This window comes from Truepera radiovictrix DSM 17093 (genome assembly GCF_000092425.1).
GTDB classification, from domain to species: Bacteria; Deinococcota; Deinococci; order Deinococcales; family Trueperaceae; genus Truepera; species Truepera radiovictrix.
Genome location: NC_014221.1, coordinates 2,312,364 through 2,336,746 on the forward strand (window position 1 = coordinate 2,312,364; position 24,383 = coordinate 2,336,746).

Here is a 24,383-nt window from a genome sequence, read left to right on the forward strand (position 1 = left end):
CCACTGGCCGTCCTGGATGTACAAGTGGCCTCTGGTTTGGTCCGCAACCGCCACCCTGGACGGGTTGCGCGCACGCCTTCCGGAGATGCAAAGCGCCGTGGGCGCCCCCACGCCCTCACACGAGCCGTTGTGCAAACCCCTTTTGAGTGTCGCTGCCAGCAACGCGTGCAGCGTCCTTGTAAACCACGTCAACCACACCCCGCGCCGACGGGGCCTCCAAGCGCGCCGTTACAGCGGGATGTTGTTACAGCGGGATGTTGCCGTGCTTTTTAAAGGGCCGCTTCTCCTCCTTGTGGGCGAGCATCCGCAGGTGCCGGATGAGGTGGCGGCGCGTGTCTTTGGGGTCGATCACGTCGTCGATGTAGCCGCGCCCAGCTGCCCAGTAGGGGTTGTCGAAGCGGGCCTTGTACTCGGCGATCTTGGCCGCGCGCGTCGCCTCCGGGTGCGGCGAACTCTGGATCTCACGGCGGTAGATGATGTTCGCCGCCCCCTCCGCCCCCATCACCGCGACCGCCGCCGTCGGCCACGCGAGCACGATGTCAGCGCCCATGTCGCGCGAATTCATAGCCAAGTAGGCGCCGCCGTAGCTTTTGCGGACGATTAAAGTGATTTTGGGGACCGTCGCCTCGGCGTAGGCGTAGAGCATCTTCGCGCCGTGGCGGATGATACCCGCGTGCTCCTGGGCGACGCCGGGCAAAAACCCCGTGACGTCGACAAAGGTCACGACCGGCAGGTTGTAGCAGTCGCAGGTGCGGATAAAGCGGGCGGCCTTGTCCGAAGCGTCGATGTTGAGGGTACCGGCCATGTGGCGGGGGTTGTTCGCGACAATGCCGACCGCCTGACCGCCGAGGCGGGCGAAGCCGCAGAGGATGTTTTTGGCGAAGTCGGGTTGCACCTCCAAAAACTTGCGGTCGTCGACCACCGCGCGGATCACCTCGAGCATCGGGTAGGGGCGCCGCTGGTCGGGGTGCACGATCGACAAGAGCTCCGGCGTCTCGCGCGTCTCGGGGTCGTCGGTCCCCTTAAAGGGCGGTTTCTCCTTCGCCGACTGCGGTAAGTAGGAGAGCAGCTCGCGGATGGTAGCGATCACGCCCATGTCGTCGTCGGCCTCGAAGTGCGCCACCCCCGACTTGCGGCTGTGCACGTCGGCCCCGCCGAGCTCCTCGAAGCTCACGCTCTCTTTGGTGACCGAGCGGATCACCTCCGGCCCGGTGATAAACATGTAGGAGGTGCCCCGGCTCATCAGCACGAAGTCCGTCAGGGCGGGGCTGTAGACCGCGCCGCCGGCGCACGGCCCCAAGATGGCGCTGATCTGCGGCACCACCCCCGAGTAGACCGCGTTGCGGTAGAAGACCTCGCCGTAGCCGGACAGGGCGTCGACCCCCTCCTGGATGCGCGCCCCCGCCGAGTCGTTGAGGCCGACGATCGGCGCCCCCGTCTTTACCGCGAGGTCCATCACCTGAGCGATTTTTTGCGCGTGCATCTTGCCCAGCGAACCGCCCAAAACGGTAAAGTCCTGGCTAAAGACGAACACCGTGCGCCCCGACACCGTACCGTAGCCCGTCACCACCCCTTCGCCGGGGGCGGCGACGCCGGCCATCAGCTGCGCCCCCAAGTGTTCGGCGAAGACGCTGAGCTCGACGAAAGAGCCCGCGTCCAAAAGGGCGTGGATGCGCTCTCTGGCGGTCATCTTGCCCGCTTCGCGCTGCTTGTGCTGCCGCGCCTCACCGCCCCCCTTGTGGACCGCCTTGCGGCGCTCCTCCATCTCGGCGGTCAACTCGTTCATCCAGGCGAGCGTGTCGTCGACCCCTCTAGCCATGTCGTGTCCTCATGAGCCCAAGCATACCCAGAAAGGGTGGGGACTTTGACAGTGTTCTCAGCGTCAAGAGCACGCACACGTCGTCACGCAGCCCACCGCGTCATCAGCGCACCGGCGTGGCTGCCCGTCGCCCCCCACCGGACGTCTACCATCTGCGGCGGTCAGGGGGCGTTAGCGCGCCTCGTCGGCGCTGGGTAGGGGGTCCGGCGTCGCAGCGCTTTCGGCCCCCCCTCGAGCCCCGTCACCCTGGCCACCGTCACTCTGGGCGCGCGGCTGCGGGCGCGTGACCACGCGCAGCTCGTCGGGGTAGACAAACCCCTGCTGCCGAGCGAGCTGTTCGCGAAAGGTGGCGTCGTGGCGGTGCCTCAACACGGCCCGCAGCTCCTCGGCTTCTTGACGCAGCGCGCTGAGCTCCCCCTGCAGCCGACGGATTTCGCTCTCGGTGTAGAGGAAGCGGTTGACCTCGAGCCCCAGCATCAAAAGGGCGTGAAGGCCGCCGACAAGCGCGATCAGCGCGAAAAGCCGCGCGCCGAGCCCCGTCCCGAAAAGCCGCCCGAACGCGGAAGAGGTCTCGGAGGACACCGCTGGCACCTCCTCGGGTGCGCTCGCACGGCGGACGCGCACTTCAGACTTCAAAGGGCGCTCCAAAGGGTGGGGTCGGGACTCGGTCGAAGGTCGTCATGGTTGCTGTCGCCGCGTTCTTGAAGCCGAGTCTACCAGGTCGCGCGCGACCTGGTTCAAGGGCGAGGCGCCCCCGCCCCCCGCGCCACAAGCCGGCTGCAACGCCACTTTTATGATACATTATGACTCATAAACCTGAGGAGGCCTCGATGACCACACGCCCCCCGAACTGCCCTTACGCTCACAGCCACCGGCACCGCAAAAGTGGTCGCGGCGAGGATGGGGGGCGCGCCATCGAGCACCGCGGCGATACTTGGCACCTGCGCTCTTACGCGGCGGTCAAACAGGTCCTGCGCGACGGCGACCGGGTACGTCAAGGGATCGACGCCGCCCTCGGTGCCAAGGCCGCACTCCAGACTCGCCAGCGCAAACCCGTCATCTTCCAAGACGGCGCCCCCCACCGCGAGCAGCGCGCCGCCATCGCTCGCTTTTTTACCCCCAGCGCTGTCGCAGCGTATGGAGCGCTGATCGAAGCGGCCAGCGAACGGATCCTAGCGGGGCTGCGCCGAAGCGGCCGCGGCGACCTCAGCGCGATGAGCATGCAGCTCGCTGTGGAGGTCGCGGCCCAGGTCGTGGGGCTCACGAACGCCCGCAGACCCGGCACCGACCGCCGCATCGCCGCCTTGATGTCGCAAGCACACCCCCGCACGCGGCTCGGCCGCCGCCTCGCCGCGCTACACAGCCAACTGAACGCGCTGCGCTTTTACCTCCTCGACGTACGGCCGGCTATCGCCGCGCGCCGCAAAAAGCCACGCGAGGACGTGATCAGCCACCTCCTCGCTCAAGGTTACCGAGACGTCGACATCCTCACCGAGTGCATGACGTACGCCTTTGCCGGTATGGTCACCACGCGTGAGTTTGTCGGCATGGCCGCTTGGCACCTGCTCGAGGACCAGGCGCTGCGGCGCGACTACCTCGCAGCGCAGGAGCCGGAGCGCCACCGCATCCTGCACGAGATCTTACGGCTCGAACCGGTCGCCTCGCACCTCTACCGCCGGACGGTCGCCGAGGTGAGGCTCAGGCACGGCGGCGAGACCTACACCGTTCCGGCGGGCGCGCTTTTGGTCCTCGACCTCCGCGCCGCCAACGCCGACCCCGAGGCGGTCGGCGCCGAGCCGCTCGCGCTGTGCCCGCAGCGCCCCCTCGCGCGCGGCGTCCACCCCTTTGCGCTGAGTTTCGGCGACGGCGCGCACCGCTGCCCAGGGGCCTACCTCGCGATCAAGGAGAGCGACCTCTTTTTGCAGCAGCTTTTACGCTTGCCCGTCATCCTGCAGCGCCCGCCGCGCCTGACCTGGAGTGACCAACTCGGCAGCTATGAGCTGCGCGACGTGACGCTCGAGCTTGCCAGCGCTGGCGGCTCGGGAGGCACCACCTGAAACACGCTTCTGGGCGCATTCGGGGTAGAAGGGGGTATGGCGCTCTTCTCTCCACTGACGCTACGCGGCGTCACTTTGCGCAACCGCATCGCCGTCTCGCCGATGTGCCAGTACTCGGCCGAGGACGGAAGGGCCAACGACTGGCACTTCGCGCACCTCAGCGCCCGCGCGCTCGGCGGTGCGGGGCTCGTCTTGACCGAAGCGACGGCGGTCGAGGCGCGCGGCCGCATCTCCCCCGAGGACTTGGGGCTTTGGAAAGACGCGCACATCGCGCCTTTAGCGCGCATCAACCGCTTTTTGCGGGACCAGGGCGCCGTACCCGGCGTCCAGCTCGCCCACGCGGGGCGCAAGGCCAGCACCTACCGACCTTGGGCAGCAGAGCGCGGCACGGTGCCCCCGGCGGCGGGCGGCTGGCGGAGCGTCGGCCCGAGCGAAGCGGCGTTTCCCGGGCTTTCGGCGCCCAAAGCGCTCGACGAGGGGGAGCTGCCGGGGATCATTCAAGCCTTTGCCGACGCGGCGACGCGGGCCGTAGCGGCCGGCTTTCAGGTGATCGAGCTCCACGCCGCGCACGGCTACTTGCTGCATTCTTTCCTGTCGCCCCTGACCAACACGCGCACGGACCGCTACGGCGGCCCCTTCGAAAACCGCGTGCGGCTACTGCTCGAAGTCACGGAGGCAGTGCGCGCGCGCCTGCCCGAGGAGCTGCCCCTATTCGTACGTCTCTCGGCGACCGACTGGGTCGCGGACGGTTGGCAGGTCGAGGACTCCGTGGCGCTCGCGCGGCTTCTCAAAGAGCGCGGCGTCGATCTCATCGACTGCTCGTCGGGGGGCGCGGTGCCTGGCGTGACGATCCCCGTAGGGCCGGGCTACCAGGTGCCCTTGGCCGCGCGGGTGCGCCGCGAGGCCGGGGTCGCGACCGGCGCCGTCGGGATGATCACCGAGCCCGAGCACGCCGAGGCGATCGTCCGCTGCGGCGAGGCCGACCTCGTGCTGTTGGGGCGCGAGCTGCTGCGCGACCCCTTCTGGCCGCACCGCGCCGCCGCCGCGCTCGGTGCCGCCCCCTTCTGGCCGCCGCAGTACGAACGCGCCGCCTTCTAATGGCTCACTTGTCCTTACGTTACACCGCGGCGGGTCGTGCACCATGGGCCTTCTAGGCGCCCACGTCCCCACCGCAGGGGGATTAGCCAACGCCCCCACCAACGCCGCCGCCATCGGCTGCGAGGCGTTTCAGCTCTTCGTCAAAAATCCCAACCGTTGGGCGGCTGCGGCGCTCACAGAGGCCGACGTCGCGCGGTTTCGGGCGGCGCACCGCGAGCACGGGAGCCGAAGCGCCGTCGCTCACGCGTCGTACCTGGTCAACCTCGCGGCCACGAACCCCGAGACGCTCGCCAAATCGCGAGCTGCGCTCGCGGACGAACTGCGGCGCTGCGACGCGCTCGGCGTCCGTGGGCTCGTGTTGCACCCCGGCGCGCACGGCGGGGCGGGTACCCAAAAGGGCCTTGACGCCGTCGCGCGCTCGCTCGACGCGGTGCTCGCCCAAACGCCGGGGGACGCGGCCGTGTGGCTCGAGAACACCGCCGGTCAGGGCACCGTCCTCGGCCGCACGCCGCAGGAGCTGGGCGCGATCCTCGCGCGCTGCGACCACCGCGCGCGCATAGGCGTCTGCCTCGACACCTGCCACGCGTTCGCCGCCGGTTACCCCATCCACGAGGTGGCGGGGCTCGCGGCGTGGCTCGAGGAGGTAGACGTGCAGGTCGGTTTGGAGCGGCTCGGCTGCTTTCACCTCAACGACGCGCAGTGCGCCCTCGGCTCTCGGCGCGACCGGCACGCCAACATCGGGGCGGGAAAGATGGGCACGGAGGTGTTCGTCAGGCTTTTGAGGGACGCGCGCTTTACAGCCACGCCGATGCTGCTCGAGACCCCGCGCGGTGAGGACAAACTAGGGCACGCCCGCGACCTCGCGCGCCTGCGCGCCCTCGTGAACCGGGACGCAGTGCCCATGGCGGAACTCACCCCGTGAACGCGCGCCGCACCGCGTCGCTAGGACCGTTCCTTCTAGCCCTCGCTCTCGGCGCCGCCGCGACGCGCTTGGCGGAGAACGCGGCTGCGTTCGTCGCCCTTATCGTCGTCTTCGCCGCAGCGCTCTGGTTGTTGCAACCGAAGCGGCGTGCGCTGCCTCGGCATACACCCAGGGTACAGGTGGGCGAGCGGCGCCTCACGAGGTTGGCCCCCGAAGGTCGGTCCAGCCCTCTCGTCACCGGTACGACCGTCGTCTGCAAACGGATCACCCCGGAGCGCCAGGAGTGGGTCTCGAGCCGCACCGGCCGCCTCTACGACGTGTCGTGCCACAACGGCCCACCCAACGCTCGCCCCGGCGACCGGGGTCGGGTCGCGGTCACCGCTACAGGTTGGCGGATCGTGCCCGACCCCGTGCCCCCCGACCTAGACTAGACACTACCCCTAGCGCGCCATCACCTTTGACGGCGCGCTAGGGGGATTAGGCTGAACTAGGCTGAGGGCACTACCAGCCGCGCTCTAGACCTCTTCCTCGTCGTCGTGGTCGGGAACGACAAAGGGGATCAGCGTCACGGCGCCAAAACCGACGACGGCGAGCGTGATCATAATCAGTGTAAAGAAGTTTTCCATAACAGCCCCTTACAGCGTAGTAGGTCGTTGTGTCGCGACGCGCAGCGGCGACGGAGCGCGTCCGCCAACGCCAGTATAACGCGTCGAACCGTCGGCTCCGGCGGCGAGAGGGTGCTAGTCGAGGTGAAACACCTCTTCGAGCTCGAGCATCATCTCGTCGGGGCGCGCCCCCTCGGGCAGCTCGAAAAAGGGCGCCATCTGCGCCTGCCACCGCGCGTTCACCTCGGTCGCCGCCATCTTCGCTCGTGCTGCCTCGAGCGATTCTGGCGTCTCGAAGTAACCGAACAGCAACCCATCGGCCCGCATAAAGAGGGTGTAGTTGTGCCAACCGGCTTCTCTTAGCGCCGCGCGCATCTCTGGCCAGACGTTTTGGTGTCGCGCCTTGTACTGCTCGAGGAGTTCAGACTTTACTTTCAGCACAAACCCTACGCGCTTGTTCGGCATGGGTGAGCATACCGCAACCCCCGCCACAGCGTAAAAACGCCCCACGGGTCCCCACCCGCGGGGCTTTTGCGGCGCAACCGGCCAAGGTCAACCGCAGGTGTAGTCTACGTGGTTTTGCGTCGTGAGCGCTGTGACGAGGGCACAGTGCGCCTCCTCACGCGTGCTGGGAGCGGCCAACGTACCTTTGGCAGCGAGGGTCCTAGCAAGTTTACAGGGCCGCCTCGGCGGCCCTTTGGCGTCTACAGGTGCGTTCTTACTGCGTAGCCAGCATCAAGACCATGGCAGCCGGCAGTACGGTCTTGCGAGGCGCATTCATATGGTGTGCCTCTGTAAGGGCGTACGTCCTTATAGTAGCGTCTAGTAGCTTACCCGTACCGTCCCAAGGCCCGGTTACGTAGTAAGGCCAACCGGCGAACTGCGACCGCGTCCCCCGCGTCGTCGCTCGCGCCTGCAACCCGCCCCGGTCGCTACTGCCACAGATCGTCGGGGCGTAGGAGTTGACGTCGTCGTCCATGACGAAGCTCGTAAAACCGTTCGAGACCTTGCTCATAAAACCGTGATCGGCGAAGACGCTAAATTCTTCGAGCGCCAGGTCCTGGAACGCCTGCATGGTGTGGCGCAGGTAAACGAACATCTGGCACCCCATGTTGCTGTAGCGCCTCACGTCGCTGATGCGGTGATCCCAGATGAACGCGGGGCCGGCGGGGCTGTCGACCTCGATCATGTGGTTGGCGACGTTGTTCGCCATGCGCCGCGCTTCGCTGAGGTACCTGCCATCGCCCGTCAGCTTGTTCATGTAGTAGTGGTAGCGGATCCACTGTGAGTAGGCGTGGGTGAGCTCTTTGGTGATAAAGGGAAAGCCCGTGGGCCGGTTTTTCCGCTGGCGCCACTTCGCCTCGAAATGGTTTTGCAGGTAGTCGGTCCAAAAGGCCGCTCGCTCGGCGTAACGGGGATCAGCGGCATTCTGCTGAAAGACGTAGGCAGCAGCCGCCACGAGCGAGTGCGTGAGGATCTCGTCCATCTCGTGGTAGTCGTCGCCGATGAAAGGGGCACCACTAGGTTCGGTAAGTGTTAAATAGCGCCAGTTCAGGTACCCATCGCCGTTATAGTCCCGCAGATCGGCGCGGGTCAGCTGCATGAGGCGGTCGATCTCGTCGAGGAGCTGAGGGTCGCGCGTGATGCGGAAGACGGTGATCAGAGTGGTGACGTGAGTATTCAGCGAGCGGCCAATTAAGAAGAGGTCGCCGCTCGAGGCCCACCTAGAGGGGTCACTACCAGCTAATGCGGAGTGGGTGTGGTACTTGGGATGCTCAATGGCACTCATCAAGCGGTCGTACCAGAGTCGCACCTCCGCGGCGAGTTGGTTGCGGCTGAAGTTCGGGTTGGCGCGGAGCGTGGTGTAAGAACCGCGCGGGCGCTTGCTGCCGGGTGCTGGAGCCGGTTCGGGTTGCGGCGCTGGAGGGGTGGGTTCGGGCGTAGGTTGCGGCGCCGGCGGGGTCGGTGCAGGAGCTGGGGTGGGGTCGGGCGAAGGCGCTGGGGCTGGCGGCGGAGGCGTGGGCGCTGGCGCGGCAGCCATCTCGTAAGTGATCGTGAGCCTCGGCCCGTCAGTGGCGCTCACGTCTCGCGAAACCGCCGAGCGCTTCGTCCGACCATCGCCGGAGATCACGAACGCCATGGCGTTGCCACTTCGCCAATTGGGTCGGTTGACGATCTCCTGCACGATCGCCGAGAGGTCGGCTGTACGCACCGCCTGGCCGACCTCCCAAGGACGCGGACGCCACAGGGCCGCAGCCGTCGTCGTGGGTCTTTGGCTCAGGTTGCGGTTCGCCGTCGTAAACCTCGGGGTGTTGTCGGCGCTGATGCCACGGACCGTCAGGGTCAGGCTACCGCTGTCCGCCGCGGAAGCTTTGAAGTCGATGTGAGCACCCGTAATGCGCGCGCCGCGGGGTACGGTGACGTTGGTAAAGCGCAGACCGACGCTCTGCGCCACCCCGCCTTCGACAGAAAAGTCGAGCGAGCGGGTGCTCGCCCCCGTGCGGATGGTACCAGTCGCCGTCTCCTCGATGTCGTCCTCGGGGCTCGCGAGCGGCAGCCTCACCGAGCCACCTGTCTGGGGGGTGGGGGTAGCCGGTGACGTTACAGGAGCCGAAGCCTGCGCGGGTTCAAAACTCACGACGAGCACAGGAACGTTCGCAGGGTTTCCGCCGAAGGCGATCGCTGCACGCTCCCCGCGCCCGTCGCCGGTTACGATCAGCGCGAGCGCGTTGCCGCTGCGCCAACCGCTGCGGCTGACGACCTCTTGAATGACGTCCTTGAGCTCGGAGCTGCGCCCCCAGCGGCCTTGGGTCCACGCCACCGGACGCCACGTCGCGACCGCCGCGGTCGTCGGCCGCGAGCTGATATTGTGGCGCGCGCTCGTGAATGTGGGCGCGTTGTCGGCGGCTTGGGCGCGCACCTGTAACGTCACGGGGCTCGAGTGCGCGAGCCCCGCACGCACCTCGAGGTGTGCCGAGGTGATCCTAGCGCCTCTTGGGATCGCGAGGTTTTGAAACCGCAACCCGACGATCTGCGGCACCCCTTGCTTGGCCGAAAAGTCGAGCAGGCCGCCATCGAGCTCCATCCGGCCACCCGTAACCTCTTCGGCATCGTCAGACGCAGCCACAATGGGGATACGTACGGTCGTCGGGGCTGAAAGGGGCTCGAAAGCAGGTAAGGCGTCGTCGATACCGCGGCTGCACGCGCTGAGTAGGAGCAACCCGAGCAGCGCCAAGAACAGAGGACTCCTGCGGACGGATGCGTTCATCTTCTCCTCCACCCCGTGGATTTGGTGTCGCGTCGCAGCTAGAGCTCCGGAGCCTGGGGAAGCTCACGGATCCAAACCGGGTACACGGCGACCGGTTTGGTCCATCTGCTCGGCGTTGCAGCACATTTGAGGTGGAGCGCGGCAGCTCCCCTCGGCCGGTTGCGCTACTGGCTCGACCCGCTCCCAAGCGCCCATATACAGGAAACGGGTGTCAAAGCCTCCGAGGGGCGGGGTAACCCCTCAACGGAGAGAAGCTTAGCCCGCGCCAGATGAAGGGAGTGTGAAAAGTTTTTAATTTTTGCGGATGTGCGAGACTTAACGTTAAACCTCGCGGAGCCCTCCTGCGCGTTTTGTCAACGGGTGGCTCCGAGACCGTCAACCACACCGCCACGTCACCGCAAGCTGAGCGCAAACGCTGCCGCTAACCTGAGCCATGGAAGGAAGCTTCGCCGCCACCTCGCACCCGCTTCCGGTGCAACGCGCCGCGCGCTCACGCTTTCGCGGAGCCCGCGCGAGCCACCGGCCTAGCGGGCAGCCCGACGTTTTTCTCCTCGCAACTCCCGGCAGCGGCTCGAGCTGGCTCACGAAGCTGATCGAGCGTCAGCCGGGGTTTCGGTGTGTCGACGACCCCTTCTGTCACGCCAACGCGTCTTTGCACACCGCTCTGGGTGCGACCACGACCGAGACGTTTGGTGGCGACACGACAGGGTCACTCGAGCGCTACTTCCGCAACCTCTGCCAGAGCACCATGCCACAGGGGGGACCTGCCCCCCGCCGCCCCTTTTTCCGCCGCACAACCCACCGCACGGTGCTCCGCATCGTTCGTCGCAGCGAGAGCGTCGTGAGCTGGTTGATGGTGCACGCGAACGAACGCTTGGGGGGACGGAGCCTCCTGTTGGTGCGCCACCCCATCGCCGCGAGCCTTACGCAACGGCTCTCCCCACACCTTGAGATGCTCTTACAGCGTCAGCACCGCTACCTTAGCGAGGCGCAGCGGCGCGAAGGGGCACGTATCGTAGCGTGCGGGTCGGACCTCGAGCGCGGCGTGCTCGCTTGGTGTCTTTACAACCTGCGCGCTCTGGGGTCCCGCTCCCCCCACTGGAACGTTCTCAGCTACGAGCAGCTCCTTTTAGAACCCGAACGCTCGGCGCTCTACCTCGCTGATTGCCTCGCCCTGCCCGATACGGCTCGGCTCCTAAAGCAGCTAGGGCGCAGTCGCAAACGCCCTGGCTCCGGCTTAGAGCGGCAGATCGACGGGTGGCGCGAGCGGGTACCCGCGACTCAAGAGCGGCAGCTCATGGGGCTCCTCGAGCTGTTTGCGCTCGGGGCGTATAGGACGGGTGACCCACTGCCCGCACCCGACCTCTGGCTCTCGGCGCCGCACGCTGCGCAACCGCTCCCTAGGCACAGACCTGGGGGTCTATCTACATGGACACTGTCCGTTTACGGCTAAGTCTCTACATCGGTACTCTTTCGTCAAGCCGCAATATCTCTTGGGAGTCTTTAAACCCCTTAGTTCTCAGTTGACAAAGCTTGACCAAAAGCTACCTGGCCAATGATCGAGCTATACTGCTATCGATTAAAAGCAGTTACTTTCGGAACGGTCTTCAGTTGACCGTCTTCGTTCGCCGCGACTGGAAGTCCATCAGGACGTAGCGACCGATCGTGTGCGGCGTCGTGAAGTACGCTTTGCCCCGCGTCATCGCCGAGACGCGCTGCACGAACGCGATGAGTTCGGGGTCGCGCGCCAGCATAAAGGTGTTGATCTGAATCCCGGCGCGGCGGCAGTTGCCGACCTCGCGCAGGGTTTCGCCTAAGACCATCGGATCAAGCCCGTAAGCGTTTTTGTAAACCCGTCCGTTCGGCAGGGTGATCGCCGAGGGTTTGCCGTCGGTGATCATCACGATCTGCTTCATGTCCTTGTTCTGGCGCTTAAGCAGCTTTTGCGCCAAGCGCAGCCCCTCGGCGGTGTTCGTGTGATAAGGCCCTACCTGCGCCTGCGCCAGCCGCGCTAGGGGGATCTCCTCGGCGGAGTTGTGAAAGAGCGCGAACTGAATGGTGTCGCCGCGGTACTGCGTCTGAATCAGGTGCGCTAGGGCCAACGCGACCTGTTTAGCGGGGGTAAACCGGTCCTCGCCGTAGAGGATCATCGAGTGCGAGCAGTCTAGGAGCACCACTGTCGCCGCCGACGAGTAGTACTCGGCCTGCAGCACCTGCAAGTCGCCATACTCGAGCTCAAAGGTGCCGTCTTCCCTGAGGCCGTGCTTAGCGGCGTTTTGAAAGGTCGTGGCGACGTCTAGGTTGAGGGTGTCACCGAATTCGTAGGGTTTGGATTCGGCGGTCGTTTCGACGCCGGTCGTCTGAAACTTCGTCTCGTGGGCGCCGACCGAGGATTTGCCGGCGCCGCCCAAGACGTCGCGCAGGGTGCGGTAGCCGAGAAAGTCGATGGCTTTGTTTGTCAGCTCGAACGTGACTTGGCCGGGGTCGCGGTCGGGCCCCTGCCCCCCGAGTCCCGGTTGGGTGGGGTCGCTCTGCTCGTCGCCACCGGTCGGTTTGAGGTAGCCTTCGCGCTCGAGCCGCTGCGCGAGCTCGCGCACCACCTCACCGAACTTCGAGTCCATCCAGTTTTCGGCGTTCATCGCCGCCTCGATCATCTCCTCGGAGACGAGCTCGTGGTTGATGAGCGCCTCGGCGATGGCGTCGTAGAGGTCTTGGAGCGTCTGCTGGTAGTTGGGGTCGGGGTCCCAGGGGTTACGCCGGAAACCCGACTCCAAAAGCCGGTCCTGAATCATCTTCATCAGGTCCGCCATGTCGAGGTCGTCTAGGGTCGCCTCGTACTTGCTGTAGCGGGTCGTGGGCATGTGCCTCCTTTGGAGGACAGGGTTCAGTGGTCAGTAGCTAGAAGCCAGAGGGGAAACCCTGCCGACTTCTGACTGCCGACTTCTGGCTTCTGCCTAATTCCACCGTCTCCTCGAGACCTGGGTCATGTCTGGTTCTGCGGCGCTGTAGCCGCGCTCCTCGCTCCGAGCGACCTGTTTGCGGGCGTAGAGCCCCTCGAGGACGAACTCGGCGGCGACCGCGACGTCTTGGGGCTGCCTGCTCTCAGCGAGCTGGCGCGCCGCGTCTAGAAGCCCCGGCACCCGCGCGAAGAGGTCGATAAGCTGCTCCGTGCGCAACGTGTCGGGCACCTTGAGGGCGTTGTCCTCGTCGAAGTAGGTGGTGATCGGCTCCGTTGCGACGCCGCTCGCGCGGCGCCCGAAAACCTGCGCGACCGCGCGCCGCACGATGTCGCGGGCGACCGCCTCGCCCCCTTTGAGCTCGCCCTCGTACTCGAGCTCCAACTTGCCGGTCACCGCCGACAACGCCCCGTAGAGGTCGGTCACACGCGCGATGGGCGCTTCGCCCAAGGTGTAGGCGCGGCGCTCGGCGTTGCTGAGGACGTTTTCCAAGAGGCTGATCGGCAGCCGCTGCGACACCCCCGAGTGCTTGTCGACGCGCGCGTCGTCGCGGGCGACGAAGGCCACCTCCTCGGCGATCTCGGCGACGAAAGCGGGCACGCGAACCGTTTGATCCCGGTCGGTCCACGCTTCTTGCGCGGTGATCGCCATCCCCTCCTCGACGGTTGCCGGGTAATGGGTGCGGATCTCCGAACCGATACGGTCTTTTAGGGGCGTGATGATCTTGCCGCGGGCGGTGTAGTCTTCGGGGTTGGCCGAAAACACCAACATGACGTCTAAAGGCAGGCGGATGGGGTAACCCTTAATCTGCACGTCACCCTCTTGCATGATGTTAAAGAGCGCCACTTGCACCTTGCCCGCGAGGTCGGGAAGCTCGTTCATGGCGAAGATGCCGCGGTTGGCGCGCGGCAGGAGGCCGTAGTGGACGCTGCGCTCGTCGCCGAGCTGCGTGCCGAGCTTTGCCGCCTTGATCGGGTCGACGTCGCCGATGATGTCGGCGACCGTAACGTCGGGGGTCGCGAGCTTTTCGATGTAGCGCGCCTCGGCCGGAAGCCACGCCACGGCCGCGTCATCACCCTGTTCGGCGACGATGCGCCGCCCCTCGGCGCTAATCGGCGCCAGGGGGTCGTCGTTGAGCTCACTGTCGCGCAGCACCGGGATCTCGGGATCGAGCAGGTCGGTGAGTTGGCGCAAGATGCGCGTCTTTGCCTGACCGCGCAGCCCCAGCAGGATAAAGTTGTGGCGGCTTAAGATCGCGTTGACCACCTGCGGCACGACGGTGCTCTCGTAGCCGACGATCCCCGGGAAGATGGGGCGCTTTTCGCGCAGACGGCAGATGAGGTTGTCGCGCAGCTCCTGCTTGACGCTGCGCCCGGCTTTAGCGGCCCAGGGGGTACCGCGCAGTGCGCCTAAGGTCGTCTCTTTCATAGGTCTCCCAACGTGAGCAAGGGTACAAAGGCCCTATCGAAAACGTTTTGGTCACCCACGACGTATCGTGCGAGAAGGGGGCATCAGCCGCCCTGGCCGAGGTTTTTGGGGGAGCGGACGAGGCGAACGAGAGCACGCAGGAAAGAGCCAGCGCCGTCCGGAAGGGTCGTGACCCTGGCTAGCCGGCACCGGGTGTTGGGGCGCCGCTACGCGCCCGGACGTTCGTGTCGTTCACCCTAGAAATTTTAGCACCCCCAAACGAGCGGTTTATGTGTGAGGAAGACCTTTTCGGGGGTGCTTGCGGGGGCTGCCCATGGCGTCGGCTGCAAAGGCGTAGAATCGTCCGCGTAGCGTCCCAACCGGGTCGCGTGCGGGCTTGGGTGCGGCGCTCCCCAAGGGGGTCAGGGTGGACTTGTCGGAGTGGCTCCTCGTCGTCTCGGGACTTCTCGCCTTGGCGGTGCTTCTCGGCGCGCTCGCCGAACGCGTTCGCCTGCCCGTCACCGCCGTGCTCACCGTCGTAGGGGTCGCCGCTTCGTGGCTGGGCGGCCAGTTCGGCGTCGCAAGCCCGCTCCAGGGGGAGGTGTTCGAAGAGGTCGTCGTCTTTCTCTTTCTGCCGGTGCTCGTTTTCGAGGCGGCGTACGGCCTCTCGACCCGCGCTTTCGTGCGCAACTTGGCACCGATCCTCGTGCTCGCGATTCCGGCTGTGCTCGTCGCCGCGCTTTTCGTCGGTTTCGCCCTCTTCTGGGTGCTCGGCGTGCCCCTAAGCGCCGCGCTCCTTTTTGGCGCGCTGATCTGTGCGACCGACCCGGTCGCGGTCGTCGCGATCTTTCGCGAGCTCGGCGTCCCGAGCCGTCTTCTCACCCTCGTCGAGGGCGAGAGCCTGCTCAACGACGGCGTCGCGATTGTGCTCTTTAGCATCCTGCTCGCGGCGGCGCTCGGCGATGAGGTGAGCGCGCTTGCAGGGGTCTGGGAGTTCGTGAGCGTCTTTTTGGGGGGCGCAGCGATCGGCACCGCCGTCGGTCTAGCGGCCGCCTTGGCGCTGCCGTGGCTCGAGCACCTCCCCGCCGCCGCCCTCTCGGTCGCGGTGGCTTACGGCGGCTTCGTCCTCGCCGACGCGGTGCTCGGCTTTTCCGGCGTGATGGCGACCGTCGCGGCGGGGCTCGTGCTGAGCGCGCTAGCGCCGAGCCGCGCCTCGGAGCGCGTCCGGGCGTCGTGGCGCGAGCTGTGGGAGGCGCTCGGCTACGTCGCCAACGCCCTCTTGTTCCTGCTGATCGGGCTGGCGATCGACCCCCTGCTCTTCGGCGAACACCTCGGCGCCGTCACCCTGGCGGTCGCCGTGGTGCTCGCGGCGCGCGTCGCGGCGGTCGTGCCGCTCGTCTCAGTGGTTGAGCGCCTCGCGGGGGTGCCGCCGGTGGGCTTTCGCAACGAGGCGGTGCTTATCTGGGGGGGGCTGCGGGGCGGGGTCGCGCTCGCCCTCGCGCTGCCCGAAGAGCTGCCCCAACGCGAACTCTTCGTCGCCATGACGGGGGGCGTGGTGCTCGCCACCTTGCTTCTTAACGCAACCACCGTCCGGACCCTCGTGCACCGCCTGGGGCTCGACCGACCGACCCGCGCCGACCGGTTTCTAGCGGACGGCGCGCGGCTCTCGGGGGTGCGGGCCGCGCAGCGGCAGCTAGAGGCTTTGGGGCTCGACGAACCGGCCGTCGTCGCGGCGCTTAGAGCGGCCGAGGAGGCGGTGCGCAGGGAGCTCGCGCGCATCGACCTGAGCGCCGACGAGGAGCTCGAGGTGCTGACGCGGCGCGGGCTCTTCGTCGAGCGCGACACCTATCAGCGGCTGAGCGACGCGGGGCTCTTGCCGCCGAGCGCGACGCGCGCGCTGCTCCACGAAGTCGACGACCAGATCGAGGCGTTGGGGGTCGGGCGCGTCACGCTCGAAGGGCTCTACGAGCGCCCGCGCCCCCGCCTCGACCGGCTCTGGGAGCGCCTCAGCGGCCTGCTCCCCAGCCCTTTGGGCGATGACCCGACCGAGCTGGCCTACGCGGAGGCGGCCGCGCGGCGGCTCGCCGCGCGGCGCACGGTCGAGGCGCTCGAGCTTTTCGAGCGCCTGCCGAACGTCCGCGCCGAGACCCTCGAGCGGGCGCAGCGCACCTTCGTGCGCTGGGAGGAGGCGGCGGTGGCCGCTCTGGACGAACTCGACGGCCGCGCGGCGCACGACCTCATGGGGGTGCACCGGCGCCAAGCCGAGGCGCTCTGCCGCGTCGCCGCCGAGGACGCCCTGCGCGAGCTCGCCGACGTCGGGCTGCTCCCCGCCGCCCTCGCCGAGCGCACCGCCGAGGAGGTCGCCGCTCGAGCCGAAGCGTAGCGGCGCGCCCCGCACGCGGCCGCGCGAAACCTGTAGGGGACGCCGCTCGTCCTGCCGCGCGCGACCCGGTAAGCTGGGCCATGACCGCCGAACTCCTCAGCGTGGGCACCGAACTCCTTTTGGGTGAGATCATCGACACCAACAGCGCCTGGCTGGCTCAAGACCTCGCGCGGCGCGGGGTCGACGTGCTCTGGTCGCAGCGCGTCGGCGACAACTTGGGGCGCCTTATCCAGGCGCTGCAGCAGGCGCTCTCGCGCAGCGAGCTGGTGGTGATGTGCGGCGGCCTCGGCCCGACGAGCGACGACCTCACGCGCGAAGCCATCGCCGCCGTGCTGGGCGAGACGCCGGTCGTCGACGCGGGGCTCGAGCGCGAGCTGCGCGCGCGCTTCGCCTCGTACCGCGCGGCGATGCCCGAGGCCAACCTCAAGCAGGCGTGGCTGATCCCCTCGGCGCGAGCGCTCCCCAACCCCTTGGGCACCGCCCCGGGGTGGCTCGTCGAGACGCGGCTAGACGGGGTGCGCCGGCGCGTCGTCGCCCTCCCTGGCCCCCCCCGCGAGCTCACGCGGATGTGGCTCAGCGAAGCGGTGCCGCGCCTCGAGCTGCCCCCCGCGGCGCTCTACACGAAAACGCTCAAAACCCACCTCATCGGCGAGTCGGCGGTCGCGGAGCGGCTCGGGAGCCTCACCGACGGCGCCAACCCGAGCGTCGCCACCTACGCCAAACGCGACGGCGTGCACGTGCGCGTCGCCGCCAAAGCCGACACCCCGGAGGCCGCTAGAGCGATGGCCGCGAGTGTCGAACAGGAGGTGCGCGCGCGGCTCCGCGACAAGCTGTGGGGCGAGGACGACGACGAGCTCGCGGGGCTCGTGCTCGCCGCGCTCAGAGCGCGCGGCGAGACGCTCGCTACCATGGAGTCGCTGACCGGTGGGCTCTTGGGGGATCTGCTCACGTCGGTCGCGGGCGCGTCGGCGGCGTACGCGGGGGGTCTCATCACCTACCAAACGGCGCAGAAGGTCGCTTTCGGCGTCCCTCGAAAGCTGTTAGACACCCACACCAGCGTCTCCGCCGAGGCAGCGGGGGCGATGGCCGCGGCTGCCGCCGAGCGCTTCGGCACCACTTACGGCCTCGCCACGACGGGGGTCGCGGGGCCCGAGCGCGCGGACGGCAAACCGGTCGGCGAGGTGCACCTCGCCGTCTACTACCGCGGCGAACGCAGCACCCGGAGCCTGCAGCTACCCCCCCTCGAGCGCAACTGGGTCCGCGAGCGCGCGGCGTTCGGCGCGCTCTCCCTCCTCTGGACGGTGCTGCGCGGCGACTAGACCCGCGGCGCGTCCATGCGGCGCCTCAACACGCTCAGGAGGTTAAAACGCGGTAACGTGAAAGCGAGCTCGACCGCCCTACCACCCGAACCCCAGCTGGTTGGCGGCCGCTTGAGGAGCTGGCGCGACACCCGCCGCGGAGCGCTTAGGGGCGCCCGGTCGGCGCGTTGGGTCTCGCGACCTAGCCCCCTTACCGAAAGACGCAAGGAGGTCCTGATGAAGGACACCGACAATCCCTCCGCCCCCTCGGGGGCGCCACCACAGCTCGACCCCGCACGGCGGCGGAGCCTGGAGAGCACGCTGTCGCAGATCGAGAAGCAGTTCGGCAAGGGCGCCATCATGCGCCTCGGCGACGACCGCTCGCTACTCGACCAGGGCGTCATCCCCACCGGCTCGATGTCCGTCGACCTCGCCCTGGGCGTCGGCGGCGTCCCCAGAGGCCGCATCATCGAGATCTACGGCCCCGAGTCCGGCGGCAAAACCACCCTCTCCTTGCACGTCATCGCCGAAGCCCAGCGCCTGGGCGGCGTCGCCGCTTTTGTCGACGCCGAGCACGCGCTCGACCCCACCTACGCCAAAGCCCTGGGCGTCGACACCGACGAACTCCTCGTCTCCCAACCCGACACCGGCGAGCAAGCTTTGGAGATCACCGAGCTCCTGGTCCGCTCCGGCGCGGTCGACGTGGTGGTGGTCGACTCGGTCGCCGCTTTGGTCCCCAGAGCCGAGATCGAGGGCGAGATGGGCGACGCCCACGTCGGTCTGCAAGCCCGGCTCATGAGCCAAGCCCTGCGCAAGCTCACCGGCGCGCTCGCCAAAAGCCGCACCACCGCCATTTTCATCAACCAGATCCGCGAAAAGATCGGCGTCATGTACGGCAACCCCGAGACCACCCCGGGGGGGCGGGCGCTCAAGTTCTACGCCTCGGTCCGTTTGGAGGTCCGCCGCAAGGGCGACGTCAAGTCCGGCGCCGACAAGGTCGGCAACCAGGTGCGGGTCAAGGTGACCAAGAACAAGGTGGCCCCGCCCTTTAAAGAAGCCGAGGTCGAGATCCTCTTCGGCAAAGGCATCGACAAGCTCGGCGACCTCATCACCATCGCCACCGACTTAGACCTCATCCAAAAGTCCGGCTCCTTTTACAAGTACGACGGCGTTACCATCGGTCAGGGCAAGGAAAAAGCCGCTAGCTACCTCCTCGACAACCCCCACCTCATCGACGCTTTGCGCCAACGCGTCGTCGCCGCCGTCCGGGGGGGGGCGGAAGCCGGGGATGAGGTGGACGCCCTGCGTGGGGGCGCCTGATGGGGGGTTTTGGGGTCGTTCTCGCGCTGCTTTTGGGCCTCCTTATCGGGGGCGCGGTGGGGCTCTTGTGGCGCCGGCAGCGCGACGACGAGATCATCGCGCGCGCCGAAGCGGAGGCCGACAAGCGGCGGCGCAGCGCCCAGGAGGAGGCGCAGCGCCTCGTCGCGGCGGCGCAAGCGCGGAGCGACGAGCTGCTAGCGGGGGCGCGCGAACGCCTCGAGGAGGAGGCGCGGCGCGCCAAGGCCGCCCTCGACGAGGAGCTCCGGCGCACCCGGCAGGTGTTCGACTTCGAGCTCGCCCGTCTGCGCGAGGACGCCGAACGCGACCGCGAGAGCGCCCGCGAGCTGCGCGAGGAGCTCCGGCGCGACCGCGAGCGCCTCGACGCTACCGAGGAGCGGCTGACGCGGCGCGGCGAACAGCAAGACGCGCGCGCGCTCAAGCTCGACGACCTCGAGGAGCGGCTCGACCGCCGCGAGGAGGCGCTCGAAGCGCGCGAGGAGGCGCTCGAGGCGCAGCGCAGTGAGGTCGAGCGGCGCCTCTACGAGGTCGCGCAGCTCACCCGCGAGAGCGCCACGGAGATGATCCTCGCCAAGCTCGACAGCGAGCTCGAGCGCGAAAAGGCCGTGCGCATCCGCGCGCAGCTCGAGCGCGCCGACAGCGAAGCCAAACGCAAGAGCACCAACATCTTGGCGCAGGCGGTGCAGCGGAGCGCCTCGGAGGTCTCGGCGGCGATTAGCGTCTCCGTGGTGCCGATCCCCAGCGACGCCATGAAAGGCCGCATCATCGGGCGCGAGGGGCGCAACATCCGCGCCTTCGAGTCGCTCACCGGGGTCGATCTGATCATCGACGACACCCCCGAGGCGGTGCTCCTCAGCTCGTTTAACCCCATCCGCCGCGAGGTCGCCAAGCTCGCCCTGACCGAACTCGTCACCGACGGGCGCATCCACCCCGCCCGCATCGAGGAGACGGTACAAAAGGCGCAGAGCGAGATGCAGAGCTATATCCGCGAGCGCGGCGAAGAGGCCGCTTTAGAGGCCAACGTCGTGGGGCTCAAACCGGGGATGCTGCAGCTTCTGGGCCGCATGCACTTTCGCACGTCCTACGGTCAGAACGTCCTCAAGCACTCCGTACAGGTCGCCCACCTCACCGGCATCATCGCCGCCGAGATCGGGCTCGACGAGGCGCTCGCGCGCCGCGCCGGGCTCTTGCACGACATCGGCAAGTCGATCGACCGCGAGATCGAGGGGACGCACACCGAGATCGGCGCCAACTTGGCGCGGCGCTTCGGCGAACCCGACGAGGTCGTCGACGCGATCGCCCATCACCACGAGCTCGAGCTCGCCGAAACCCTCTACCCGGTGATCGTCTCCGCCGCCGACGCGATCAGCGCGGCGCGGCCGGGGGCGCGCCGCGAAAGCCTAGAGAGCTACCTCAAACGGCTCGAGGGTTTAGAGACCATCGCCACCAGCTTTCCCGGCGTCGAGAAGTCCTACGCCATCCAGGCGGGCCGAGAGATCCGCATCATCGTCGAACCCGACAAGGTCGACGACGCCTCGGCGGTACTGCTAGCCCGCGACATCGCCAACCGCATCGAACAGGACATGGAGTACCCCGGGCAGGTGCAGGTGACCGTGGTGCGCGAGTCGCGCGCGGTGCAGTACGCGAGGTGAAGAGCAGCCATGAGCAGCGAGTAACGAGCCATGAGTAAAAGCTCGGCCCTTATGGCTCATCGCTCATGGCTCGTTGCTCATTGCTTCTTTCTCCAGCATTTGTGTATACTCCCCTTTGGCATACTCGCCCGAGGGGCGACTTTTTTGTGGCGGCTTTAGCGGCCCGCGGTGTTTACCTGCCCCAAACACGGTTTTTGTGAGGTTGACCTTGTATCTTTCCCAAAAGGCGCTCCGGCGCACGGAGCTACGGTGATCGGCGACGAACTCCGCATCTTCTGCGGCGGGGCGACGCCCGAGCTCGCGGCGTCGGTCGCGCGGCACCTCGGCCGCGAGCTCTCGCAAGGGTGGGTCTCGAGCTTTCCCGACGGCGAGTCGCGGGTGCAGATCGACGAGTCGGTGCGCGGTGCGGACTGCTACATCGTGCAGTCGACCTGCTCCCCGGTCAACCACAACTTGATGGAGCTCTTGGTCTTTTGCGACGCGCTGCGGCGCGCCTCGGCGTGGCGCATCAACGCCGTGATCCCCTACTTCGGCTACGCGCGGCAGGACAAAAAGGTGCAGGCGCGCGAACCCATCACGGGCAAGTTGGTCGCCAACTTGCTCGAGACAGCGGGCGTCGACCGGGTGATCAGCGTCGACCTGCACGCGGGGCAGATCCAAGGGTTTTTCGACGTGCCGGTCGACCACCTCACCGCCCTGGGCATCCTGGGGTCGCACCTCGAGCAGCAAGACCTCGCCAACAGCGTGGTCGTCTCCCCCGACGTCGGCCGCGCGACCGAGGCGCGGCGGCTCGCCAACCACCTGGGGCTGCCCATCGCCATCCTCTACAAGCGCCGCAACAGCCCCACCGATACCAGCGTGACGCACGTTATCGGCGAGGTCGCGGGGATGCGCCCGATCATCGCCGACGACATGATCTCCACCGCGGGCACCATCTCGCGGGCGGTCGAGGCGCTGCTCGAGCTCGGCGCTCTGCCCGACATCCGGGTCGTCGCCACCCACCCGGTGTTTACCCCGCCCGCCCTGGAGCGCCTCGCGCACCCCGCGATCAGCGAGGTGTTCGTCACCGACACCATCCCCTACCGCGGCGACGAACCCAAGATCAAGGTGTTGTCGGTCGCCGAGCTTTTGGCGAGCGCCATTCAGAACGTCCACGACAACAGCTCGGTCAGCTCCCTCTTTCCGAGTTAGTCCCTTTACCCACCACCCAAAGGAGGCACCATGAACCTTACCGCCCAGAGACGTACCCCCGGCAAGACGAGCGACCTGCGCGCGCAGGGCCGTCTGCCCGGTGTGGTCTACAACAAAGAGCTCAACATCCCCGTCAGCGTCGAGCTGCGCGAGTTCGACAAAGCGTTTCGCAGCCAAGGGGTCGCGAGCCTCATTAACCTGCAGCTCGACGGCGAGAGCCACGACGTCTTGGTGAAAGCGGTGCAGATGGATAAGCGCCGCCGCGAACCCCTCCACGTCGACTTCTACGCCGTCACCGCGGGGCAACCCGTCGACGTCTTCGTCCCCATCAACTTCGTGGGGACCGCGATCGGCGCTCGCGAAGGGGGGCAAGTGGACGCGCAGCGCCACCAGGTGCACATCCGCATCCTGCCGCGCCTTATCCCCAACCACATCGACGTCGACGTGAGCGCCCTCGCGATCAACGACTCGCTGCACCTTAAGGACGTCCTGTCGGCGCTGCCGAGCGAGGCGGAGGTGCTCGACGACCTCGAGGAGACGCTGATCACCATCTTGCCGCCGCGCGCCGAAGAGCCCGAAGAGCCCGCCCAAGCGGCTGAACCCGAGGTCATCGGCGAGGACGGCGACAGCGACGACGGTGACGACGCCGCCGCGTAAGCGCCCGCGGCTTATCGTCGGGCTCGGCAACCCCGGTCCGCAGTACGAGAACACCCGGCACAACGCCGGGTTTCTCGTTGTCGACCTTTTAGCCGCGCGCCACGGCGTCGCCTGGCGCAAGGAGCGGCAAGCGGAGGTCGGGCGCTGGGGCGACGTCACGCTCCTGAAACCGCTGACCTTTATGAACCTCTCGGGGGCCGCCGTGCAGGCGCAGATGACGAAGCTGAGGCTCTCCCCCGCCGAGCTGCTCGTCGTTCACGACGACCTCGACTTGCCGCTCGGGCGGCTGCGGCTGCGCGCGGGCGGGAGCGCCGGCGGGCAGCGCGGGGTGCAAGACACCATCTACCGGCTCGGCCCCGACTTTACCCGCCTCAAGGTCGGCATCTCTCGGCCACCCGCGGGTTGGAAGGTCGAGAACTGGGTGCTCAGCCGCTTTCGCGAGGAGGAGCGGGCGCTCGTCGAAGCGGTCGTCGCGCACGCCGCCGACGCCGTCGAGGTGCTTTTGGAGGCGGGCCTAGAGGCGGCGATGGCGCGCTTTAACGGGCTCGACTTGCGGCCAGAGGCGGGTGCGCAAGCACACTAAACGGGTACGTCCGCGGTCTCCTGCAGCCACGCCTGGACGCGCGCCCGAATTTCGTCGCGCACCTCGCGAAACGTCTCTAACGTCGCCGCTTCGGGGCCCTCAAAGGCGGCGGGGTCCTCGAACGACCAGTGGCGGTACTTGACGGTGCCGGGGAAGACGCGCGGGCAGTTCGCCTCGGCCTCACCGCACACCGTGATGACGTAGTCGAGGCGCTCGCGGCCGAGAAACTCCCTGACGCTCTTTGAGCGCGCCCCCTCTAGGCTGATACCCAGCTCCGCCATCACGCGCACCGTGTAGGGGTTGACGCCTTTCGGCTGCAACCCGGCGCTGTGCGCTACGAAGCGCTCACCCGCGTGCTCGTTGACAAACGCTTCGGCCATCAAGCTGCGCGCCGAGTTGCCGGTACAGAGAAAAAGGACGTGGGTTTTGCGGCCGTTCATACCTGCTCTCCTCTCTCGAGGGGGTGCCCCCTCGACGTCGCCCTGCCTACCTCCGCCAAGGGGTCCGTCCGGCGCGTCCACAGGTACTGCGCGCTCAGAGCCGCCGCGACGGCGCCCAAGCAGGGCCCCACCCAGTAGACCCAGTGCGCGCCCCACTCGCCGCTAACGAGCGCGGGGCCAAAGCTGCGCGCGGGGTTCATCGAAGCGCCCGTCAGGCTGCCCCCGGCGAGCGCCCCTGCGCCCACCGTCAGACCGATGTAGAGCCCGTCCATGGCGTGCTTGCGGATGACGATGCTGGCGATGACGAACACCAGAAAAAAGGTCAAAACGGCCTCGACGCCGACACCCGCCCACGGGCTCAATCCGGGCGCGAGCCGCGTCGCGCCGTAAGCGACCCCCTCCAAGCGGTCGGCGCCGCCCCAGAGCGAAAGGGCGCTTACCGCGACGACCCCCGCCGCGAGCTGCGCGCTCCAGTAGAGCGGCACCTCGGCGAGGCGCGTGCGCCGCATCGCCCAAAAGGCGAGCGTCACGGCGGGGTTAAAGTGCGCCGCCGAGATCGGGCCCACGGCGGCGATCATCACGGCGACGGCACAGGCAAAAGCGAGCGCGACCGCGAGCGCCTCCAACCCCGCGGCGATCGCACCGACGCCGACGAAGACGAGGGCGAAGGTGCCGATAAACTCCGCCAACCACACCCGCACGGCGTAC

20 protein-coding genes and 1 riboswitch are annotated in these 24,383 nt (G+C 67.5%); of the genes, 12 read left to right on the forward strand and 8 right to left on the reverse strand.

Translation table 11 applies throughout. The features are described from left to right. Positions 1-244: 244 nt before the first annotated feature. Both TRAD_RS10610 and TRAD_RS10615 read right to left on the reverse strand, forming a co-directional pair. Entirely contained in the window at positions 245-1,819 is a 1,575-nt protein-coding gene (locus tag TRAD_RS10610; protein ID WP_013178612.1) for an acyl-CoA carboxylase subunit beta, read from the reverse strand. A gap of 171 nt (positions 1,820-1,990) precedes the next feature. After that, positions 1,991-2,455: a hypothetical protein gene (locus tag TRAD_RS10615; protein WP_148221229.1), complete on the reverse strand. Its 465-nt coding sequence runs from the start codon at positions 2,453-2,455 to the stop codon at positions 1,991-1,993. Positions 2,456-2,649: 194 nt separating this feature from the next. On the opposite strand from TRAD_RS10615, the gene TRAD_RS10620 reads away from it, so the two are divergent. From TRAD_RS10620 to TRAD_RS10635, 4 genes are read left to right on the forward strand one after another with little or no spacing between them, the layout of a single operon-like run. Continuing rightward, positions 2,650-3,876, forward strand: a complete 1,227-nt coding sequence (locus tag TRAD_RS10620) for a cytochrome P450 (protein ID WP_013178614.1) — start codon at positions 2,650-2,652, stop codon at positions 3,874-3,876. Between the two features lie 36 nt (positions 3,877-3,912). Beyond that, positions 3,913-4,974 carry an NADH:flavin oxidoreductase/NADH oxidase gene (locus TRAD_RS10625; protein WP_013178615.1) on the forward strand — a complete coding sequence of 354 codons (1,062 nt, stop codon included), beginning with the start codon at positions 3,913-3,915 and terminating at the stop codon, positions 4,972-4,974. Positions 4,975-5,017: 43 nt separating this feature from the next. Continuing rightward, positions 5,018-5,896 carry a deoxyribonuclease IV gene (locus TRAD_RS10630; protein ID WP_013178616.1) on the forward strand — a complete coding sequence of 293 codons (879 nt, stop codon included), beginning with the start codon at positions 5,018-5,020 and terminating at the stop codon, positions 5,894-5,896. After that, positions 5,893-6,327 carry a hypothetical protein gene (locus TRAD_RS10635; RefSeq protein ID WP_013178617.1) on the forward strand — a complete coding sequence of 145 codons (435 nt, stop codon included), beginning with the start codon at positions 5,893-5,895 and terminating at the stop codon, positions 6,325-6,327. Before TRAD_RS10630 ends, TRAD_RS10635 begins: the two co-directional genes overlap by 4 nt. Positions 6,328-6,636: 309 nt before the next feature. Here TRAD_RS10635 and TRAD_RS10640 read toward each other — a convergent pair whose 3' ends face one another. Next, the gene (locus TRAD_RS10640) at positions 6,637-6,966 is read right to left on the reverse strand and encodes an L-rhamnose mutarotase (protein WP_013178619.1); all 330 of its coding nucleotides are present in this window, start codon (positions 6,964-6,966) and stop codon (positions 6,637-6,639) included. Positions 6,967-7,219: 253 nt separating this feature from the next. Beyond that, positions 7,220-9,769, reverse strand: a complete 2,550-nt coding sequence (locus TRAD_RS16090) for a hypothetical protein (RefSeq protein WP_013178620.1) — start codon at positions 9,767-9,769, stop codon at positions 7,220-7,222. A gap of 144 nt (positions 9,770-9,913) precedes the next feature. Beyond that, positions 9,914-10,000, reverse strand: a riboswitch (cyclic di-GMP riboswitch). A 202-nt stretch (positions 10,001-10,202) separates the two neighbouring features. On the opposite strand from TRAD_RS16090, the gene TRAD_RS10650 reads away from it, so the two are divergent. Further along, positions 10,203-11,222: a hypothetical protein gene (locus tag TRAD_RS10650; protein ID WP_013178621.1), complete on the forward strand. Its 1,020-nt coding sequence runs from the start codon at positions 10,203-10,205 to the stop codon at positions 11,220-11,222. Between the two features lie 154 nt (positions 11,223-11,376). On the opposite strand, the gene TRAD_RS10655 is transcribed toward TRAD_RS10650, so the two are convergent. Together TRAD_RS10655 and TRAD_RS10660 are read right to left on the reverse strand one after the other, a co-directional pair. Beyond that, complete coding sequence (locus tag TRAD_RS10655; protein WP_013178622.1) at positions 11,377-12,630, reverse strand: vWA domain-containing protein; 1,254 nt, start codon at positions 12,628-12,630, stop codon at positions 11,377-11,379. A gap of 93 nt (positions 12,631-12,723) precedes the next feature. Then, positions 12,724-14,154 (reverse strand): sigma 54-interacting transcriptional regulator, encoded by a 1,431-nt coding sequence (locus tag TRAD_RS10660; RefSeq protein WP_013178623.1) that lies wholly within the window; start codon positions 14,152-14,154, stop codon positions 12,724-12,726. Positions 14,155-14,560: 406 nt separating this feature from the next. On the opposite strand from TRAD_RS10660, the gene TRAD_RS15345 reads away from it, so the two are divergent. From TRAD_RS15345 to pth, 7 genes are all read left to right on the forward strand, one after another. Further along, on the forward strand, positions 14,561-16,516 hold the full coding sequence (locus TRAD_RS15345) for a cation:proton antiporter (RefSeq protein WP_013178624.1): 1,956 nt from the start codon (positions 14,561-14,563) through the stop codon (positions 16,514-16,516). 80 nt (positions 16,517-16,596) lie between these two features. Further along, positions 16,597-17,835 carry a competence/damage-inducible protein A gene (locus TRAD_RS10670; protein WP_013178625.1) on the forward strand — a complete coding sequence of 413 codons (1,239 nt, stop codon included), beginning with the start codon at positions 16,597-16,599 and terminating at the stop codon, positions 17,833-17,835. A gap of 216 nt (positions 17,836-18,051) precedes the next feature. Continuing rightward, on the forward strand, positions 18,052-19,134 hold the full coding sequence (gene recA, locus TRAD_RS10675; protein ID WP_013178626.1) for a recombinase RecA: 1,083 nt from the start codon (positions 18,052-18,054) through the stop codon (positions 19,132-19,134). Beyond that, positions 19,134-20,804, forward strand: a complete 1,671-nt coding sequence (gene rny / locus TRAD_RS10680) for a ribonuclease Y (protein WP_013178627.1) — start codon at positions 19,134-19,136, stop codon at positions 20,802-20,804. Before recA ends, rny begins: the two co-directional genes overlap by 1 nt. Before the next feature lie 249 nt (positions 20,805-21,053). Next, positions 21,054-21,995, forward strand: a complete 942-nt coding sequence (locus TRAD_RS10685; protein WP_013178628.1) for a ribose-phosphate diphosphokinase — start codon at positions 21,054-21,056, stop codon at positions 21,993-21,995. A gap of 30 nt (positions 21,996-22,025) precedes the next feature. After that, positions 22,026-22,652 carry a 50S ribosomal protein L25 gene (locus TRAD_RS10690; protein ID WP_013178629.1) on the forward strand — a complete coding sequence of 209 codons (627 nt, stop codon included), beginning with the start codon at positions 22,026-22,028 and terminating at the stop codon, positions 22,650-22,652. Next, positions 22,633-23,235 carry an aminoacyl-tRNA hydrolase gene (pth, locus tag TRAD_RS10695; RefSeq protein WP_013178630.1) on the forward strand — a complete coding sequence of 201 codons (603 nt, stop codon included), beginning with the start codon at positions 22,633-22,635 and terminating at the stop codon, positions 23,233-23,235. Before TRAD_RS10690 ends, pth begins: the two co-directional genes overlap by 20 nt. On the opposite strand, the gene TRAD_RS10700 is transcribed toward pth, so the two are convergent. After that, complete coding sequence (locus tag TRAD_RS10700; RefSeq protein WP_013178631.1) at positions 23,232-23,675, reverse strand: arsenate reductase ArsC; 444 nt, start codon at positions 23,673-23,675, stop codon at positions 23,232-23,234. The two genes, pth and TRAD_RS10700, sit on opposite strands and share 4 nt — an antisense overlap. Beyond that, the gene (locus TRAD_RS10705; protein ID WP_221401601.1) at positions 23,672-24,370 is read right to left on the reverse strand and encodes an MIP/aquaporin family protein; all 699 of its coding nucleotides are present in this window, start codon (positions 24,368-24,370) and stop codon (positions 23,672-23,674) included. The genes TRAD_RS10700 and TRAD_RS10705 overlap by 4 nt, the downstream gene beginning before the upstream one ends. Positions 24,371-24,383: the final 13 nt, after the last annotated feature.

What these genes read in the sequence shown, in the direction of transcription:
- TRAD_RS10610 (WP_013178612.1), bottom strand. Translation starts at nt 1,819, where the DNA reads ATGGCTAGAGGGGTCGACGACACGCTCGCCTGGATGAACGAGTTGACC.
- TRAD_RS10620 (WP_013178614.1), top strand. Translation starts at nt 2,650, where the DNA reads ATGACCACACGCCCCCCGAACTGCCCTTACGCTCACAGCCACCGGCAC.
- TRAD_RS10625 (WP_013178615.1), top strand. Translation starts at nt 3,913, where the DNA reads ATGGCGCTCTTCTCTCCACTGACGCTACGCGGCGTCACTTTGCGCAAC.
- TRAD_RS10630 (WP_013178616.1), top strand. Translation starts at nt 5,018, where the DNA reads ATGGGCCTTCTAGGCGCCCACGTCCCCACCGCAGGGGGATTAGCCAAC.
- TRAD_RS10640 (WP_013178619.1), bottom strand. Translation starts at nt 6,966, where the DNA reads ATGCCGAACAAGCGCGTAGGGTTTGTGCTGAAAGTAAAGTCTGAACTC.
- TRAD_RS16090 (WP_013178620.1), bottom strand. Translation starts at nt 9,769, where the DNA reads ATGAACGCATCCGTCCGCAGGAGTCCTCTGTTCTTGGCGCTGCTCGGG.
- TRAD_RS10650 (WP_013178621.1), top strand. Translation starts at nt 10,203, where the DNA reads ATGGAAGGAAGCTTCGCCGCCACCTCGCACCCGCTTCCGGTGCAACGC.
- TRAD_RS10655 (WP_013178622.1), bottom strand. Translation starts at nt 12,630, where the DNA reads ATGCCCACGACCCGCTACAGCAAGTACGAGGCGACCCTAGACGACCTC.
- TRAD_RS10660 (WP_013178623.1), bottom strand. Translation starts at nt 14,154, where the DNA reads ATGAAAGAGACGACCTTAGGCGCACTGCGCGGTACCCCCTGGGCCGCT.
- TRAD_RS10670 (WP_013178625.1), top strand. Translation starts at nt 16,597, where the DNA reads ATGACCGCCGAACTCCTCAGCGTGGGCACCGAACTCCTTTTGGGTGAG.
- recA (WP_013178626.1), top strand. Translation starts at nt 18,052, where the DNA reads ATGAAGGACACCGACAATCCCTCCGCCCCCTCGGGGGCGCCACCACAG.
- rny (WP_013178627.1), top strand. Translation starts at nt 19,134, where the DNA reads ATGGGGGGTTTTGGGGTCGTTCTCGCGCTGCTTTTGGGCCTCCTTATC.
- TRAD_RS10690 (WP_013178629.1), top strand. Translation starts at nt 22,026, where the DNA reads ATGAACCTTACCGCCCAGAGACGTACCCCCGGCAAGACGAGCGACCTG.
- TRAD_RS10700 (WP_013178631.1), bottom strand. Translation starts at nt 23,675, where the DNA reads ATGAACGGCCGCAAAACCCACGTCCTTTTTCTCTGTACCGGCAACTCG.